This window comes from Acidovorax sp. Root568 (assembly GCF_001427445.1).
Lineage (GTDB): Bacteria > Pseudomonadota > Gammaproteobacteria > Burkholderiales > Burkholderiaceae_C > Acidovorax > Acidovorax delafieldii.
Genome location: NZ_LMGP01000020.1, coordinates 63,008 through 76,846, shown reverse-complemented (window position 1 = coordinate 76,846; position 13,839 = coordinate 63,008). Strand labels below are relative to the sequence as shown.

Genomic DNA, 13,839 nt, shown 5'->3' with positions numbered 1-13,839 from the left:
AACCGATCCCCTGGCCCATGTCCACCCTCACCGAAAGCGCGAGCACAGCGCTTGAACTCACCCTCTCGTCCGACCCTGTCCTCTGGACCATCGTGGGCCGTTCCTTGTCTGTCAGCGCCACCGCCTGTGTGATGGCCTGCGGGGTGGGCCTGGTGCTGGGCGCTTGGCTGGGCGTGGCCCGCTTCACTGGCCGTGGCGCCGTGCTGGCGGTGCTTAACACCTTGCTGGCCGTGCCTTCGGTGGTGGTGGGGCTGGTGGTGTACCTGGTGCTGTCGCGCAGCGGGCCGCTGGGGTCGCTGGGCTGGCTGTTCAGCTTCAAGGCCATGGTGCTGGCGCAGGCCATTCTGGTGCTGCCGGTGGTCACCGCGCTCACGCGCCAGACGGTGGAAGACGCCGAGCGCGCGCATGGCGAGCAGCTACGTTCCATGGGCGCCGGCCCGCTGCTGCGCAGCCTGCTGCTGGCATGGGACGAGCGGTATGCGCTGCTCACCGTGCTGCTGGCATCGTTTGGCCGCGCGATCTCCGAGGTCGGCGCCGTGATGATCGTGGGCGGCAACATCGACGGCTTCACGCGCGTGATGACCACCGCCATCGCGCTGGAGACCAGCAAGGGCGACCTGCCGCTGGCACTGGCGCTGGGCATGATCCTGCTGGCCGTGGTGCTGACGCTCAATGTGCTGATTGCGTTGCTGAGGCGCTGGCGCGAGCGGGTGGATGGCTCGGCCTCCAGCACGCCGGTGGGAGTGGCTGCATGAGCGGGCCTTTGCCAACCCCCTGGGTGGACCTGCGGCAGGTGACCGTGCGCTACGGCCGCGTGCAGGCGCTGGACCAGGTCACGCTGCGCATCGCACCCGGCGAGCGCGTGGCGCTGGTGGGCGCCAACGGCAGTGGCAAGAGCACTTTGCTGCGCGTGCTGCATGGCCTGGCCGACACGCATGGGGGCGGCCTGCAATGCGATGCGTCGCTGCGCCAGGCCATGCTGTTCCAGCGCCCGCACATGCTGCGCACCAGTGCCCAGAACAACGTGGCCCTGGCCCTTTGGCTGCGCGGCACCCGCTGGCGCGATGCGCGTCCGCTGGCCCTGACGGCCTTGCAGCGGGTGGGCCTGCAGGGCATTGCAGCGCAGAACGCGCGCACCCTGTCGGGCGGCCAGCAGCAGCGTGTGGCGCTGGCCCGTGCCTGGGCCCTGCGGCCCGATGTGCTGCTGCTCGATGAGCCCACCGCCAGCCTCGACCCCCATGCCAAGCGCGAGGTGGAGGCACTGATGGCCGACTTTGCGGCCAGCCATGGCGCGGCCGGCCCGGCGCACCCCGTGACCATGGTGTTCAGCAGCCACAACCTGGGCCAGGTCAAGCGCCTGGCCAGCCGCGTGATCTACATGGAGCACGGCCGTCTGGTGGCGGACTTGCCGGTGCATGACTTTTTCAATGGCCCCTTGCCGGAGGCCGCCCGATTGTTTGTCAAAGGAGAGCTGGTATGACGGATTTCAAGCCTTTTCGCGCGGGAGCGCTAGTGTCCAAAGCGCTGGCAGCTATTGTTTTGGTAGCGTCGGGTTCAGCGTTTGCGCAGAGCATCACCATGGCCTCCACCACCTCCACCGAGCAGTCGGGCCTGTTTGGCTACCTGCTGCCCGAGTTCAAGAAGGCCAGCGGCCTGGACATCAAAGTGGTGGCGCTGGGCACGGGGCAGGCGCTCGATATGGCACGCCGGGGCGACGCGGACGTGCTGTTCGTGCACGACCAGGTGGCCGAAGAAAAGTTTGTGGCCGATGGTTGGGGCGTGAAGCGCTACCCCGTGATGTACAACGACTTCATCCTCATCGGCCCCAAGAACGACCCGGTGGGCACCAAAGGCAAGGACATCGTGCAAGCGCTGCAGAAGCTCTCTGCCGCCAATGGCAACTTCATCTCGCGCGGCGACAAGAGCGGCACCCACGCGGCCGAGCTGCGCTACTGGAAGCTGGCCGGTGCCGAGGCTGCAAATACATCAAAAGGCAGCGGCTACAAGGAATGCGGCTGCGGCATGGGGCCCGCGCTCAACATCGCGGCGTCAAGCGGCGCCTATGTGCTGGCCGACCGTGGCACCTGGCTCAACTTCAAGAACCGCGCGGACCTGGCCGTTCTGGTCGAGGGCGACACCAAGCTCTTCAACCAATACGGCGTGATGGTGGTGAACCCCGCCAAGCACCCGCATGTGAAGACACAAGACGCGCAGAAGTTTGTGGACTGGGTGGTGTCGCCCACTGGCCAGCAGGCCATTGCGGGCTACAAGATCGGTGGCGAGCAGCTGTTCTTCCCGAACGCAGCGCAGTGAGCGGTCTCCATGGCAAACCGTTCACCCGCGGCGGTAGCCGCTGCCGCCGCCGGGCTGGCCTGGGCCGTGGCCGGTTGTGTGGCCGCGCCCGCCCAGGCGCCCATGGCTGACGCTGCCCCCGTGCAGGTGTATGCCGCTGGCAGCCTGCGCGAAGCGTTCACCGAGATCGCGCGCGACCAAGAGGCCCGCACCGGCCAGAAGGTGGCGCTGACCTTTGGCGCCTCGGGCCTGCTGCGCGAGCGTATCGAAAAGGGCGAGCCCGCACAGGTCTTTGCCTCGGCCGACACCGACCACCCACAGCACCTGGCGGCCCGGGGCGGCTGGCAGGCGCCCGCGGTGTTCACGCGCAACGCGCTGTGTGCGCTGACCAGCGAACAGATCAGCGCCACCCCCGACACCTTGCTGGCCACCTTGCTGCGCAGGGACGTGCGCGTGGGCACCTCCACACCCAAGGCCGACCCGTCGGGCGACTACGCGTGGGCGCTGTTCCGCCAAGCCGACAAGATTCAGCCGGGTGCGTATGCCCAGCTGGACGCCAAGGCCCTGAAGCTCACCGGCGGTGCGGATTCGCCCAAGCCGCCTGCGGGCCGGGGCACCTATGCCTGGGTGATGGACCAGCGCCAGGCCGACGTGTTTCTGACCTACTGCACCAACGCAGTGGCCGCCCAGGCCGAGGTGCCGCGCCTGCGCGTGGTACAGCTGCCAGTCGCACTGCAGGTGGGCGCGGCCTACGGCCTGACTGTGCGTTCAGATGCGCCCGCTGCGGCCCAGGCATTTGCCAGTGCGCTGCGCCAACCGCCTGCTCAGGCGGTATTGCAACGGTTGGGGTTTGGGCTGCCTTGAACGCGGGCGGCCGTCTGGCTGCGAGTGTGTGCACACGCCGCGTCTGCCTGCTTGCTGCGCTCAGTCATCATCGCGGTGGTGGCTGCTGCGCCAGATGGCCCGCACCAGCCACAGGCCACACACCACCGCACCAAAGAAACCGAGGAACCCAAACGCTGGCAGGCCGAACAGCGTGGGCCCGCCTTTCACGGTCATCACGATAGACGAGCCAATGATGAGCGCGGCAATCACCAGCGCCATCGCCAGCCGATTGGCCGACCGGTCGATCTGGTCGCCCACACGCTTGAGGTGCGCCAGCTCAATGCCCACCTGCAGGTGCCCGCGCCGCGCGTTGCGCAGCAGCCGCCCGATGTCGTCCGGCAACTGCTCCACCGTGGCCAGCGCGCGCCGCAGGGTGCTCCAGGCCCGCCCGGCCAGCACCTTGGGCTCGTAGCGTGCGCGCACCACCTGCTTGAGCAGCGGCAGGGCTTCGGTCGCCATGTGAAAGTCTGGGTCGAGGTTGCGGCCCATGCCTTCGAGCGAGATGAAGGCCTTGATCAGCAGCGCCAGATCGGACGGCAGGCCCAGGTGGTGTTCACGCAGGATGGCCGTCACGTCGGCCAGCATCTGTCCCAGGCTCAGCTGCGCCAGGGGCACGCCGTGGTACTGGTCCACAAAGGCTTCGATCTCGGTTTCGAGCTGACCCAAATTCAGGCCCTGCGCGTCGCCCGTCCAGTCCAGCAGCACATCGGCCACTGCCTGGGGCTGGTGCTCCACCAGGCCCAGCAGCAGCTGCAGCAGCTCGTCGCGCCGGCGCTGCGACAGGCGGCCCACCATGCCAAAGTCGATGAAGGCAATGCGGTTGCCCGGCAGGTAGAACACGTTGCCCGGGTGCGGGTCGGCGTGGAAAACGCCGTCCTTGACGATCATCTGCAGCACCGCCTGCGCGCCGCGTTGCGCCAGCACGGTGCGGTCAAAGCCTGCCTCGCGCGTCAGCGCCGCGAGAGCGCCGCCGGGTGTGCCGTCGATGAAGTCCTGCACGTTGATGCGCTCGCGCGTGTAGGCCCAGTGCACGCGCGGGATCACGATGTGAGGCAGTGCGGCCATGTTGGTGGCAATGCGTTCGGCCTGGCGGCATTCGCCGGCCAGGTCCAGCTCGCGGCGCAACGAGCGCGCGAACTCGCGCACCAGTTGCTGGGGCCGGTAGGGCTTGAGCGCTGGCAGCTCTGCCTCGGCCAGCGCGGCCAGGCGCTGCAGCAGGCGCAGGTCGGCCTGGATGGTGTCGGCAATGCCGGGGCGGCGGATCTTGACGATGACTTCGCTGCCGTCCTGCAGGCGCGCGCGGTGCACTTGCGCAATCGATGCGGCGGCCAGCGGTGTCGTGTCAAACCAGGCAAAGACGGCTTCGGGATCGGCGCCCAGGTCTTCGCGCAGTTGCGGGCGCAGGGCATCGATGGGCACGGCGGGCACCTGGCTGTGCAGCTTCTCGAATTCTGCAATCCACTCCGGGCCAAACAGGTCGGCCCGGCCCGCAAGGATCTGGCCAAATTTGACGAACGCGGGGCCCAGCTCTTCGAGTGCCAGCCGCACCTGCACGGGGGGCTCCACGCGGGCCAGGTCGGCGGCGTGGGTCCAGTTCAGCGCCTGGCCCGCGCGCTCCAGCCGGTCGGCCAGGCCCAGGCGGCGCACGGTGTCGCCAAACCCGTGGCGCACCATCACGCCCAGAATTTCCTTCAGGCGCCCCAGGTCGCGGGCGGTGTCCAGCGTCTCGATCAGCATGGGGCGATGATAGGTTCAGAAGTTCAGGGCGGGTTTGTTCACCATCAGGTAGAACACCACGGCCATGGCCACAAAGGCCGGGTAGCCCAGCGCCTCCCACCAGCGGGCGTAGCGCCAGTACAAGGGCGGCAGCACGCCATCACCGTGCGCGGACTGCGCCGCCTCTGCCGCCTTTATCGCCATGTCGCGCATGCGCAACTGCAGCCACACCACGGGCAGCCAGCAGGCACCGGCCACCAGGTACAGCGCAATGGATACCGCGAGCCACGGCGTGCCCCAGGGCAGGCCTGCCATCGCAGCCATGGCGAGCCCCGTGGCGGGCTGGAGGAACACCGTGGGCGTGGTGAACCACCAGTCCGCCCGCACTACCAGGCGCGTGACCACCGCCTGCGCCTGCACATTGCCGCTGCGGTTGGTAAAGAACATGTAGAACGCCGAGCCCAGCCCGGTGCCCACGAGCAGCACGCTGGAGATGATGTGCAGCCATTTGAGGGTGAGGTACAGGCTCATGGCTTGGGCGGTGTCGTGGACGTGTCTTGCAGCAGCACCCACAGGATGGCGGCAATCGGCAGGTTTTTAGTCAGAGGTCCGAAGGGGTGCAGCCACCATGCAGGGTGTATGGCCGTGGCCAGCAGTGTCATGGCCAGCATTACCAGAAGGGCCGCTCCATACGCCTTGCGGCCGGGGCGGAGCGCCAGCCACAGCCCCAGCACCGCATCGGCAGCCGCCCCGGCCAGGATGATGGCGGTGGGTAGCCACGATGTGTTGCCCTCGGTCCACGCGGTGGGCAGGCCCGCCAGCAGCTCGCGGCTTTGGCCGTGCAGTTCCCACACGCTGACCACGGCGGTGGCCAGCCAGACGACCACGAGGCTGGCGCGCAGCAGTTGGGCTGACGCGCGGTTCATGGGCGGGCCTTGTGCGCGGCAGAGGGCGCTGGGCCCTGCGCCTGCTGCCAGTCTGCAATGTCGGCAGCGCGGATGGCCAGGAACTGCGCCAGGCGCTGGAACCGCTGGCGCGTCTTGCGGACAAAGACCCAGTCCACCACAGGCTCCATGACCGCCCGAAAGGCTGCGGGGCCCACTTGAAAGGTATAGGTGTAGATCAGCAGGGACTGGTGGGGGCCTTGCTCTTGGTGGCGCATGGAGGCTGCCCACTGGGAGAAAGGGAACGAACGCCCAACCATGGCCGCAGCCGCAACCACAGGGCGGTCATAGCTGACGAACTGCGTGCGCATGGACAGCGCCCGCAATGCACCGGCGCCCAGGTTCTCGGTGGTGGCGCCCACACTGGGGCAGGGCTCGCCGCTATCCACGCTGGTGCGGCGCACCAGCGAATCCCACTGGCACCGCCACTCGTGGTAGTGAAAGGCATCGAACACAACGTCGGCCCGCGCTGGCATGAGGAAGGTCAATTTCCGGTGGGCCATGGGCTCATTCCTCCACCACATCCGTCACCATGCCCCACTTCGCAAACTCGGGGGCAAAGGCTTCCAGGGGCAGAAGGCTGGCGCTGGTGTGTGCCCCAGTGGGCAGCGGCTGCCCTGCTGCGAGCTGGCGGGCCAGCAGGATGGCGGCCATGCAGGGAATCTCGGGGCCATGGTCGTTGTCGGCCGCAATGTGCCATGCGCGGCGCCGGGGCTGGCCTTGCGCATCCGCACCCGCCACACGTACCACCATGCCGCCCAGCGGCGTGCCCAGAAAGTCCAGCGCGCCGCCCGCGTGGTGCATCAGCCAGGCCAGCTTTTCGGGGTGGGGCAGCACGCCCCAACGGCGCAGCGTTGCCAGGGTGGCGAAGGCTCTTTGCGCCAGGCCGACCTCCAGGGCCGCGCGAAAGGTGACACGGTCGCGGGCCTGGTAATGGGCGGGAAAGATCTCCAGGTCCGGGATGTCGCAGACCGCCCCGAGGCGAGGGCGCAGCCGCTGGAACTGGACGGGGCTGGGCCGCGCCCAGCCGCTGTGCGGCTGCCACCGGCCACCGTCCCACACGTCGATGGGCAGGCCGCAGTAGCTCAGCACGGCCGCCAGCGTGGCCTGGCCCCGGGGCGCTCGTTGCGCAGGGGCAATGCAGATGTCGATGCTGTGGATGTGTTGCCAGCCCGCGCACAGGTGGTCGATGACGGCCGAGGACAGCGCGGGCACCGTGCTGGCGCCAGCGATGGCCGTGCGCCCGGCGGCAGTGAATGCAGCCTGCATCGCGGCCGGAAAGTCGCACACAAACCGGCGACCGTCGGCCAGGTCGATGTAGTGCGCCCCCGCCTCGGCCGCCGCCTGGGCCACGTTGTAGGCTTGCGCCTGAAAAGGGCCCGCCGTATGGATCACCAGACCCACACCCCACTCTCGCAAAGTGGCGGCCAGGCCCGGAGCCTGGTGGTCCAGCGCCACGCCCTGTGTACCGTGGCCCAGCGTGGCGGCCAGGGCCTTCGCTTGCGAGGCATCCCGGCCCGCCACCAACAGGGCCATGTGGTGGCGTGTGGCCTCATCGCCCACCAGGGCGCGGCAGATGCGCGCCCCAAAGTTGCCGTAGCCGCCCAGGACCAGGGTTTTCAGTGCAGCCATGGGGGTCATGCCCCTGAGGCCCAAGGCATGCTGGGCTGCGTGGGCACAAAGGAGGTATCGCTGCCCCTGCCAGGGCCCGGTGTGTGCAGCAAGGCCTGCAGGGCGGCACGTTGTGACTGAAATTGCGTGCGGTGCCAGGTGGGTACGTCAGGCGCTGCAATGGGGCGGCTGAACAGGTAGCCCTGGATGTGGTGCAGCCCGGCGGCGGCGAGGGCCCGCAGCTCTTCGGGCGTCTCCACGCCTTCAACCACCACCGACAGGCCCAGGTCCCGCGCCAGCGCGCTGATGTGCCGCAGCAGCTTCTGGCGGCGGCGGTCGTGTGGCAGCTGGCGTACGAACAGGCGGTCGCATTTGATGCCCGCAATCGGTAGCTCGGCCAGCATGCCCAGGGACGAATACCCGGCGCCAAAGTCGTCCAACAAAACGGCCACACCCAGGGCGCTCAGCGCGCTGATGGCCGCCACCATCTGGGGGCCCAGCGCAATCACGGCATGCTCGGTCATTTCGAGCTTCAGGGTGCGCGGGGGCAGGGCGCGCTGGGCCAGCTGCAGACCCAGCCAAGGCGCGAAGCTTTCGTGCATCAGCGTGACCGGCGCCACATTGACGCTGATGGACACTGCGTCCATCCCCTGCGCCCGCCAGTGGCACAGATGGTCGAGTGCGTTGCACACAATCATGCGGTCCACCTCCGCCGTCTTGCCCTGCAGCTCGCACACCAGCAAGAAGGTTTCGGGGTTGATGCGGCCCAGGGTGGTGTCGGTCAGGCGCAGCAGCGCCTCCAGCTGTACCCCGCTGCGCTGGGTGTGGATGATGGGCTGGAAATGCAGTGCCAGGTTGTCGGGATGCAGCAGACGGTCCAGGTGGTCGGCAATCAGCGACTGCTGAATATCGCTGTGGGCGTTGTGGGCCAATGCCGAGGTGCGCATCATCGACAACCCCCGCCGCAGCAACTGCTGGCGTCCCGCGTCCGAGCGCAGGTTGCTCAGATGCTCCGTGGCCACCGCCATCGCAAACACCAGCATCACGAAGAGCAGCGCGGCGCCATCGGACGCACCCTCAGGGTCGCCCAGGTGCATGGCAAAGGTGTTGACCAACAGCCAGTGCAGCACCAGGATCGCGCCGCCGCACAGCAGCTTGTCCGCCCAGTTCTGGGCCCGGTAGCGGGGGGTGAGCACACTGAGCTTGGCGGCGCGATGGCGGATGGCGCAGTAGCAAGAAATGCCGGTGGCAATGCCCAGCGACAGCGCAGTGGCCAGCAGGTTGATCTGCCCGAAACTCTGCACGTGGCTGCTGGTGATGGTGAAGTGCCCTGCCAGCGTGCCCATCGCCAGCCACAAGCTGGCCAGCGCAATGCGGCGTTTGCTGGCGCCGGTGCTGAGGGTGGGGATGGTGAGCCGCGCACTCACCACCATGATGACCAGGCCGCTGAGCGCGGGCACCAGCTCCAGCACATGGTGCGACAGCTCGTTGTACAGGAACAGGCCCACCACGTCCAGCGCCCACACGATGGAGCCAATGCACAGCGATGCGTGGGATGCGCTGATGCGGCGGCTGGACGGGTCCACCGAATACGCGGTGTGCTCCACCAACTGCTGGCACACGTGCACGACCAGTGCCGCAAAGACCCAGAACAGCAGGCTCTGCAGCAGTGGCGGAAACCCCACCACAAACACCTGCATGGCGTCCTGCCAGATTGAAACCAAATCGTCCACGTGCTCCCGCCCTTTTTTGTATGCGGGTCATCATACGACCGTGCGGCGGGGCCAACGCGTAACAGCCTGTGGCGGGTGTGCGCTTCCGGGTGGTTGGAGGTCACCTGGAGCGAGTGTGGGTTTTTCGTGATTTTTGGGATGCTATTTCAATAATTCAACAATCGTTGTATTATTGATCCATGCAAGAAACCGATGTTGTCCGAGCCCTCGCCGCCTTGGCCCAGGAGGTCCGCCTGCGGGTCTTCCGTGCGCTGGTGGTGGCGGGCCCTGCGGGGCTGACCCCCAGCGACTTGGCCGCCCAGCTGGAGGTGGCGCCCAACACCCTGTCCTTTCACCTCAAGGAGCTGTCGCATGCCGGGCTCATCAGCCAGGAGCGGCAGGGCCGCAACCTCATCTACCGCGCCGCGTTCGACACCATGAATGCGCTGCTGGCCTACCTCACCGAAAACTGCTGCGAAGGCCAGGCCTGTACCCCTGACGGCGCGGTTGCTTCCTGCCATTGCTGACCGTTCCTCACCGTTGCCCCAAGGAGAACCCCATGAAACGCTTCCACGCCCATGTGCATGTCGATGATCTGGCCCAAAGCATCGCCTTCTATTCCAAGCTGTTTGCTGCCGCCCCCACGCGGGTGGAGGCGGACTATGCCAAGTGGATGCTGGAGGACCCGCGCGTCAATTTCGCCATCTCCACGCGCGGCGCCAAACTAGGCCTGGACCACTTTGGCATGCAGACCGACGACGCTCAGGAGCTGGCCGAACTGAAGGCGCGCGCCGAGGCCGCCGACATGGCCTTGCTCGACGAGGGCAACACCACCTGCTGCTACGCCCGCAGCGAAAAGCACTGGGTGACCGACCCGCAGGGCATTGCCTGGGAGCACTTTCACACCCTGGGCGACATCCCCGTCTTCAACGAAGCCACACCGTCTTCATCTGCGGGCGCCTGTTGCGCGCCAGCGGCGGTGGCAGCCCCTGCACCTGCGGCCCCTCGGGCGGCGTGCTGCGGCCCGGCCACTGCCACAACCGCCAAAACCAGCTGCTGCTGAGAGCGCCGCATGACCGCTTTGAACGTTCTTTTTCTTTGCACCCACAACTCGGCCCGCAGCATCCTGGCCGAGGCATTGCTCAACGACATGGCACCGGGCCGGTTCCACGCGTACTCGGCGGGCAGCAGCCCGCGCGACAACCAGCAACCCAACCCGCTGGGCCTGGAGGTGCTGCGTGCCGCTGGCATCTCGACCGAAGGCCTGCGCAGCAAAAGCTGGGACGAGTTTGCCGCCCCGGGAGCACCCGTGATGGACCTCATCATCACCGTCTGCGACAACGCGGCCGGCGAGGTCTGCCCCATCTGGCCCGGCCACCCCGCCACTGCGCACTGGGGCTACGCCGACCCGTCCGCAGGGGACGGCACGGACGACGAAAAGCGCGAGTCTTTCCGCAAGACCTTGCATGCCATCCACCAGCGGTTGGAGCTGCTCATCAACCTGCCTGCCGACAAGCTCGAAAAGACTCTGCTGCAGCACACCGCGCGCGAACTGTCGCGTGCCACCGCCACGCCATGACGGTGCAGTGCAACCCAGCCGGAGCCGTCGTCCCGGCCCCCATGAGCGTGTTCGAGCGCTACCTCACCGTGTGGGTGCTGTTGTGCATCGTGGTGGGCATTGCGCTCGGGCAATTCTTCCCCTCAGTGTTTCAGGCGGTGGGCCGCATGGAGATCGCTAAGGTCAATCTGCCCGTGGGCCTGTTGATCTGGGTGATGGTCATCCCCATGCTGGTGAAGGTGGACTTCGGTGCGCTGGGCGAGGTGCGCAAGCACGCCCGGGGCATCGGCGTAACGCTGGTGGTGAACTGGCTGGTCAAGCCGTTTTCGATGGCGTTGCTGGGCTGGCTGTTCATCCGCCACTGGTTTGCGCCCTACCTGCCTGCGGACCAGCTGGACAGCTACATCGCAGGCCTCATCCTGCTGGCAGCGGCCCCCTGCACGGCCATGGTGTTCGTGTGGAGCCGCCTCACTGGCGGCGACCCGCTCTTCACGCTGTCGCAGGTGGCGCTGAACGACAGCATCATGGTGGTTGCATTTGCGCCGCTGGTGGCGTTCTTGCTGGGCATCTCGGCCATCACCGTGCCATGGGACACCCTGCTGACCTCGGTGGTGCTCTACATCGTCATCCCGGTGGTGTTGGCCCAGTGGCTGCGCCGGTCGCTGCTGGCCAAGGGGCAGGCGGTGTTCGATGTCGTCATGGCGCGCATGGGGCCCTGGTCCATCGCCGCATTGCTGGCCACGCTGGTGCTGCTGTTTGCGTTCCAGGGCCAGGCCATCCTGCAGCAGCCACTGGTGATTGCGCTGCTGGCCGTGCCCATCCTGATCCAGGTGTTTTTCAACGCGGGGCTGGCCTACTGGCTCAACCGCGCGGTGGGGGAGAAGCACAGCGTGGCCTGCCCATCGGCACTGATCGGCGCCTCCAACTTTTTCGAGCTGGCGGTGGCCGCCGCCATCAGCCTGTTCGGCTTTCACTCCGGTGCCGCGCTGGCCACCGTGGTGGGCGTGCTGATCGAGGTGCCGGTGATGCTGCTGGTGGTGCACCTCGTCAACCGCAGCAAGGGCTGGTACGAGCGGGCGTGAGCGACTGACAAAACTCCCCTGGCGTCGTTGTCTCGCCTTGTCGTACTGCTTGTACTGCCTGCGGCGAAACGCCTAGCCAGGGCCGCTTCGCTGAGTTTTGTCAGCCGCTCGCAGGTGCTCAGCCCTTGGCGGTGGTGAGCAACGCCACCGCCTTGCGGGCCAGCGGCGCTGCCAGCATCACCGCCGGGAAGGCGAATAGCCACCCTGTGAGCCAGGCGCCTGTCCAGAGGCTCACAAAGTCCTGCTGCGGTTGCAGCGCGCGAAAGGTGGAGATGCCCGACACCAGCAGCGACATCACACCCGACAAGATCAAGCTGAAAAGCACCGGTCCATAGCGGGCGGGGATCATGCTGCCACCTCTTCGCCAGGCTGGCGTGCGGCGGCACCTCCAACACCGCCCAGGCGCTGCAGTGTCTCCGCAAAGTGCTGGCCGAACATGCGGGCGGTCTTGGTGTCGCCGGGTACAAAGGCATCGGCGGCCGCCCCGTGGCCTGCCTGCGCCATCAGGCCCGACCAGGAGCCGAGGCGGTTGGCCGCCTCGTCATACGGCACCCCGGCGTGTTGCTCGGGCAGGATGGGATTGCCCACCCACACCATGCCGTGCTGCATGGCAAACACCCACATCGACATCAGCGTGGACTGCTTGTCGCCCGCCGGCAGTGACGACACGGTAAAGCCCGCCGCCAGCTTGTTCTTGAGCTGCTGCGTTTTCCACAGGCGGCCCGTGGCATCCATGAAGGTCTTGAACGGCCCGGACACCCCGCCCAGGTAGGTGGGCGAACCCAGGATGACGCCGTCGTAGCGCAGCAGGCGGTCGGGTGCCTGCGCCAGGTCGTCGGCGCGGAGCAGTTCGGCGAGGACGCCCGGCACAGAGCGTGCGCCGTCCAGCACGTGGTGGGCAATGTGTGCGGTGTGGCCGTGGGCGCTGTGATAAACGGTGGCAATGTGTTGCATGGTGTGGGTTCCTTGGGAGTGATTTCGGGGGAGAAGGCGCGGGACAGGTCAGCGTGAAATCAGTGCGATGACCAGCGCGGAGAGATACAGGCCCAGGCCAAACACGGTGTGGTTGGCCAAACTGCGCAGGCAGTTCTTGAGCGGGGTCGGTGTGCGCGATGCCGCAAAGCCCGAGCCCATGGCGGGCTGCATCACCAAAAGCGGCGCCGCCACGGTGCCCATGCCCACGGCCAGCGCGGGCCACAGGGTGGGGCTGTGGACCCAGGCAGCGCCCTGCAGGGACAGCAGCACCCCGGCAAAGGCCACGCCCACGGCGTAGTGCGTGAGCCAGCCCCAGGCCAGTTCGCCGCGCACCGGGGCTGCCTTGGCGATGGCTGCGTGGGCGACTTGCCCGCGCACCAGGTGGCCTACCCAGCGGCCGATGAAAGCGAAGTTGAGCGTGGGCACCCCCAGCCTTTTGAGCAGCAACAGCCAGGCATCCATGACGGCGGTGGCGCCGATGCCCAGGAGCATGGCGAGGGGAATGTCTTGCAGTGAGAGAGTCATCAAAACACCTCGGAAAGTTGACGGGAGAAGGTTTTGAACGGAATATAGAAGTTCAAGTCAACTTGAGGTCAAGAGGTTTTTTCATGGACATTGCCGAAGTCGCCAAACGCTCCGGGCTGCGGGCGTCCACGCTGCGGTATTACGAAGAGAAGGGCTTGATCCAGTCGGTGGGGCAACCGGGGGAGCGCCGCCGGTTTGCGCCCGGCGTGATGGACCAGCTGGCGCTGATTGCGCTGGGGCAATCGGCCGGTTTCTCGCTGGACGACATCCGGTCCATGTTCTTGCCCAGTGGCGAGCCGAACATCGACCGGCAGCTGCTGTCAAGCAAGGCCGACGAACTCGACACTATGGTCAAGCGCCTCAAGGCCATGAGCAATGGGCTGCGGCACGCGGCCGCCTGCCCGGCCGAGAGCCACGCCCAGTGCCCGTCCTTCCAGCGGCTGCTGAAAGCCGCCGCTGACGGAGCGCTGGAGCGTCAGCAGCGGCGCAGCGCGCAGCCGGTGGTGGGGCTGCGCCGGCCGCGTGCCTGAGCTGCCCAA

The 13,839-nt window shown here is 67.3% G+C and carries 17 protein-coding genes and 1 pseudogene; 9 read left to right on the top strand and 9 right to left on the bottom strand.

What is annotated here, in order from left to right; genetic code table 11:
• Window positions 1-17: 17 nt before the first annotated feature.
• Genes ASD75_RS22460 through ASD75_RS22445 form a run of 4 tightly spaced genes read left to right on the top strand, consistent with a single transcriptional unit; the run spans window position 18 to window position 3,156 of the window.
• The gene (locus ASD75_RS22460; protein ID WP_056748208.1) at window positions 18-755 is read left to right on the top strand and encodes an ABC transporter permease; all 738 of its coding nucleotides are present in this window, start codon (window positions 18-20) and stop codon (window positions 753-755) included.
• Entirely contained in the window at window positions 752-1,480 is a 729-nt protein-coding gene (locus ASD75_RS22455) for a phosphate ABC transporter ATP-binding protein (RefSeq protein WP_056066886.1), read from the top strand. The genes ASD75_RS22460 and ASD75_RS22455 overlap by 4 nt, the downstream gene beginning before the upstream one ends.
• Window positions 1,477-2,313 carry an extracellular solute-binding protein gene (locus ASD75_RS22450; RefSeq protein WP_056748206.1) on the top strand — a complete coding sequence of 279 codons (837 nt, stop codon included), beginning with the start codon at window positions 1,477-1,479 and terminating at the stop codon, window positions 2,311-2,313. The genes ASD75_RS22455 and ASD75_RS22450 overlap by 4 nt, the downstream gene beginning before the upstream one ends.
• Before the next feature lie 9 nt (window positions 2,314-2,322).
• Window positions 2,323-3,156: a molybdate ABC transporter substrate-binding protein gene (locus tag ASD75_RS22445; protein ID WP_056748204.1), complete on the top strand. Its 834-nt coding sequence runs from the start codon at window positions 2,323-2,325 to the stop codon at window positions 3,154-3,156.
• Window positions 3,157-3,216: 60 nt separating this feature from the next.
• On the opposite strand, the gene ASD75_RS22440 is transcribed toward ASD75_RS22445, so the two are convergent.
• Genes ASD75_RS22440 through ASD75_RS22415 form a run of 6 tightly spaced genes read right to left on the bottom strand, consistent with a single transcriptional unit; the run spans window position 3,217 to window position 9,181 of the window.
• Window positions 3,217-4,914 (bottom strand): AarF/ABC1/UbiB kinase family protein, encoded by a 1,698-nt coding sequence (locus ASD75_RS22440; RefSeq protein ID WP_056748202.1) that lies wholly within the window; start codon window positions 4,912-4,914, stop codon window positions 3,217-3,219.
• 15 nt (window positions 4,915-4,929) lie between these two features.
• Window positions 4,930-5,424 carry a DUF2269 domain-containing protein gene (locus ASD75_RS22435; RefSeq protein WP_056748200.1) on the bottom strand — a complete coding sequence of 165 codons (495 nt, stop codon included), beginning with the start codon at window positions 5,422-5,424 and terminating at the stop codon, window positions 4,930-4,932.
• Complete coding sequence (locus tag ASD75_RS22430; RefSeq protein ID WP_056748198.1) at window positions 5,421-5,819, bottom strand: DoxX-like family protein; 399 nt, start codon at window positions 5,817-5,819, stop codon at window positions 5,421-5,423. The genes ASD75_RS22435 and ASD75_RS22430 overlap by 4 nt, the downstream gene beginning before the upstream one ends.
• Window positions 5,816-6,340: an SRPBCC family protein gene (locus ASD75_RS22425; protein WP_056748197.1), complete on the bottom strand. Its 525-nt coding sequence runs from the start codon at window positions 6,338-6,340 to the stop codon at window positions 5,816-5,818. The genes ASD75_RS22430 and ASD75_RS22425 overlap by 4 nt, the downstream gene beginning before the upstream one ends.
• 4 nt (window positions 6,341-6,344) lie before the next feature.
• Entirely contained in the window at window positions 6,345-7,469 is a 1,125-nt protein-coding gene (locus tag ASD75_RS22420; RefSeq protein WP_056748195.1) for a saccharopine dehydrogenase family protein, read from the bottom strand.
• A gap of 5 nt (window positions 7,470-7,474) precedes the next feature.
• Entirely contained in the window at window positions 7,475-9,181 is a 1,707-nt protein-coding gene (locus ASD75_RS22415; protein WP_056748194.1) for an EAL domain-containing protein, read from the bottom strand.
• A 179-nt stretch (window positions 9,182-9,360) separates the two neighbouring features.
• Here ASD75_RS22415 and ASD75_RS22410 point away from each other — a divergent pair, with 179 nt between their 5' ends.
• Genes ASD75_RS22410 through arsB form a run of 4 tightly spaced genes read left to right on the top strand, consistent with a single transcriptional unit; the run spans window position 9,361 to window position 11,800 of the window.
• The gene (locus ASD75_RS22410) at window positions 9,361-9,687 is read left to right on the top strand and encodes a helix-turn-helix transcriptional regulator (protein WP_056748191.1); all 327 of its coding nucleotides are present in this window, start codon (window positions 9,361-9,363) and stop codon (window positions 9,685-9,687) included.
• A gap of 32 nt (window positions 9,688-9,719) precedes the next feature.
• Window positions 9,720-10,223 carry an ArsI/CadI family heavy metal resistance metalloenzyme gene (locus ASD75_RS22405; protein ID WP_056748188.1) on the top strand — a complete coding sequence of 168 codons (504 nt, stop codon included), beginning with the start codon at window positions 9,720-9,722 and terminating at the stop codon, window positions 10,221-10,223.
• A 9-nt stretch (window positions 10,224-10,232) separates the two neighbouring features.
• A complete protein-coding gene (locus tag ASD75_RS22400; protein WP_056748186.1) occupies window positions 10,233-10,739 on the top strand; it encodes an arsenate reductase ArsC in 507 nt (168 codons plus the stop codon).
• A complete protein-coding gene (gene arsB / locus ASD75_RS22395; protein ID WP_082565133.1) occupies window positions 10,736-11,800 on the top strand; it encodes an ACR3 family arsenite efflux transporter in 1,065 nt (354 codons plus the stop codon). The genes ASD75_RS22400 and arsB overlap by 4 nt, the downstream gene beginning before the upstream one ends.
• Before the next feature lie 118 nt (window positions 11,801-11,918).
• On the opposite strand, the gene ASD75_RS22390 is transcribed toward arsB, so the two are convergent.
• From ASD75_RS22390 to ASD75_RS22380, 3 genes and pseudogenes are all read right to left on the bottom strand, one after another.
• Window positions 11,919-12,149, bottom strand: a complete 231-nt coding sequence (locus ASD75_RS22390; RefSeq protein ID WP_056748182.1) for a DUF2798 domain-containing protein — start codon at window positions 12,147-12,149, stop codon at window positions 11,919-11,921.
• Window positions 12,146-12,769: pseudogene (locus ASD75_RS22385) on the bottom strand (flavodoxin family protein); the annotation flags it as partial. The gene ASD75_RS22390 and the pseudogene ASD75_RS22385, both read right to left, overlap by 4 nt.
• Before the next feature lie 33 nt (window positions 12,770-12,802).
• Entirely contained in the window at window positions 12,803-13,267 is a 465-nt protein-coding gene (locus ASD75_RS22380) for a DUF2938 domain-containing protein (RefSeq protein WP_082565140.1), read from the bottom strand.
• 116 nt (window positions 13,268-13,383) lie between these two features.
• Here ASD75_RS22380 and ASD75_RS22375 point away from each other — a divergent pair, with 116 nt between their 5' ends.
• Window positions 13,384-13,830, top strand: a complete 447-nt coding sequence (locus tag ASD75_RS22375; RefSeq protein WP_015015242.1) for a helix-turn-helix domain-containing protein — start codon at window positions 13,384-13,386, stop codon at window positions 13,828-13,830.
• Window positions 13,831-13,839: the final 9 nt, after the last annotated feature.

What these genes read in the sequence shown, in the direction of transcription:
- ASD75_RS22460 (WP_056748208.1), top strand. Translation starts at nt 18, where the DNA reads ATGTCCACCCTCACCGAAAGCGCGAGCACAGCGCTTGAACTCACCCTC.
- ASD75_RS22455 (WP_056066886.1), top strand. Translation starts at nt 752, where the DNA reads ATGAGCGGGCCTTTGCCAACCCCCTGGGTGGACCTGCGGCAGGTGACC.
- ASD75_RS22450 (WP_056748206.1), top strand. Translation starts at nt 1,477, where the DNA reads ATGACGGATTTCAAGCCTTTTCGCGCGGGAGCGCTAGTGTCCAAAGCG.
- ASD75_RS22445 (WP_056748204.1), top strand. Translation starts at nt 2,323, where the DNA reads ATGGCAAACCGTTCACCCGCGGCGGTAGCCGCTGCCGCCGCCGGGCTG.
- ASD75_RS22440 (WP_056748202.1), bottom strand. Translation starts at nt 4,914, where the DNA reads ATGCTGATCGAGACGCTGGACACCGCCCGCGACCTGGGGCGCCTGAAG.
- ASD75_RS22435 (WP_056748200.1), bottom strand. Translation starts at nt 5,424, where the DNA reads ATGAGCCTGTACCTCACCCTCAAATGGCTGCACATCATCTCCAGCGTG.
- ASD75_RS22430 (WP_056748198.1), bottom strand. Translation starts at nt 5,819, where the DNA reads ATGAACCGCGCGTCAGCCCAACTGCTGCGCGCCAGCCTCGTGGTCGTC.
- ASD75_RS22425 (WP_056748197.1), bottom strand. Translation starts at nt 6,340, where the DNA reads ATGGCCCACCGGAAATTGACCTTCCTCATGCCAGCGCGGGCCGACGTT.
- ASD75_RS22420 (WP_056748195.1), bottom strand. Translation starts at nt 7,469, where the DNA reads ATGGCTGCACTGAAAACCCTGGTCCTGGGCGGCTACGGCAACTTTGGG.
- ASD75_RS22410 (WP_056748191.1), top strand. Translation starts at nt 9,361, where the DNA reads ATGCAAGAAACCGATGTTGTCCGAGCCCTCGCCGCCTTGGCCCAGGAG.
- ASD75_RS22405 (WP_056748188.1), top strand. Translation starts at nt 9,720, where the DNA reads ATGAAACGCTTCCACGCCCATGTGCATGTCGATGATCTGGCCCAAAGC.
- ASD75_RS22400 (WP_056748186.1), top strand. Translation starts at nt 10,233, where the DNA reads ATGACCGCTTTGAACGTTCTTTTTCTTTGCACCCACAACTCGGCCCGC.
- arsB (WP_082565133.1), top strand. Translation starts at nt 10,736, where the DNA reads ATGACGGTGCAGTGCAACCCAGCCGGAGCCGTCGTCCCGGCCCCCATG.
- ASD75_RS22390 (WP_056748182.1), bottom strand. Translation starts at nt 12,149, where the DNA reads ATGATCCCCGCCCGCTATGGACCGGTGCTTTTCAGCTTGATCTTGTCG.
- ASD75_RS22380 (WP_082565140.1), bottom strand. Translation starts at nt 13,267, where the DNA reads ATGCTCCTGGGCATCGGCGCCACCGCCGTCATGGATGCCTGGCTGTTG.
- ASD75_RS22375 (WP_015015242.1), top strand. Translation starts at nt 13,384, where the DNA reads ATGGACATTGCCGAAGTCGCCAAACGCTCCGGGCTGCGGGCGTCCACG.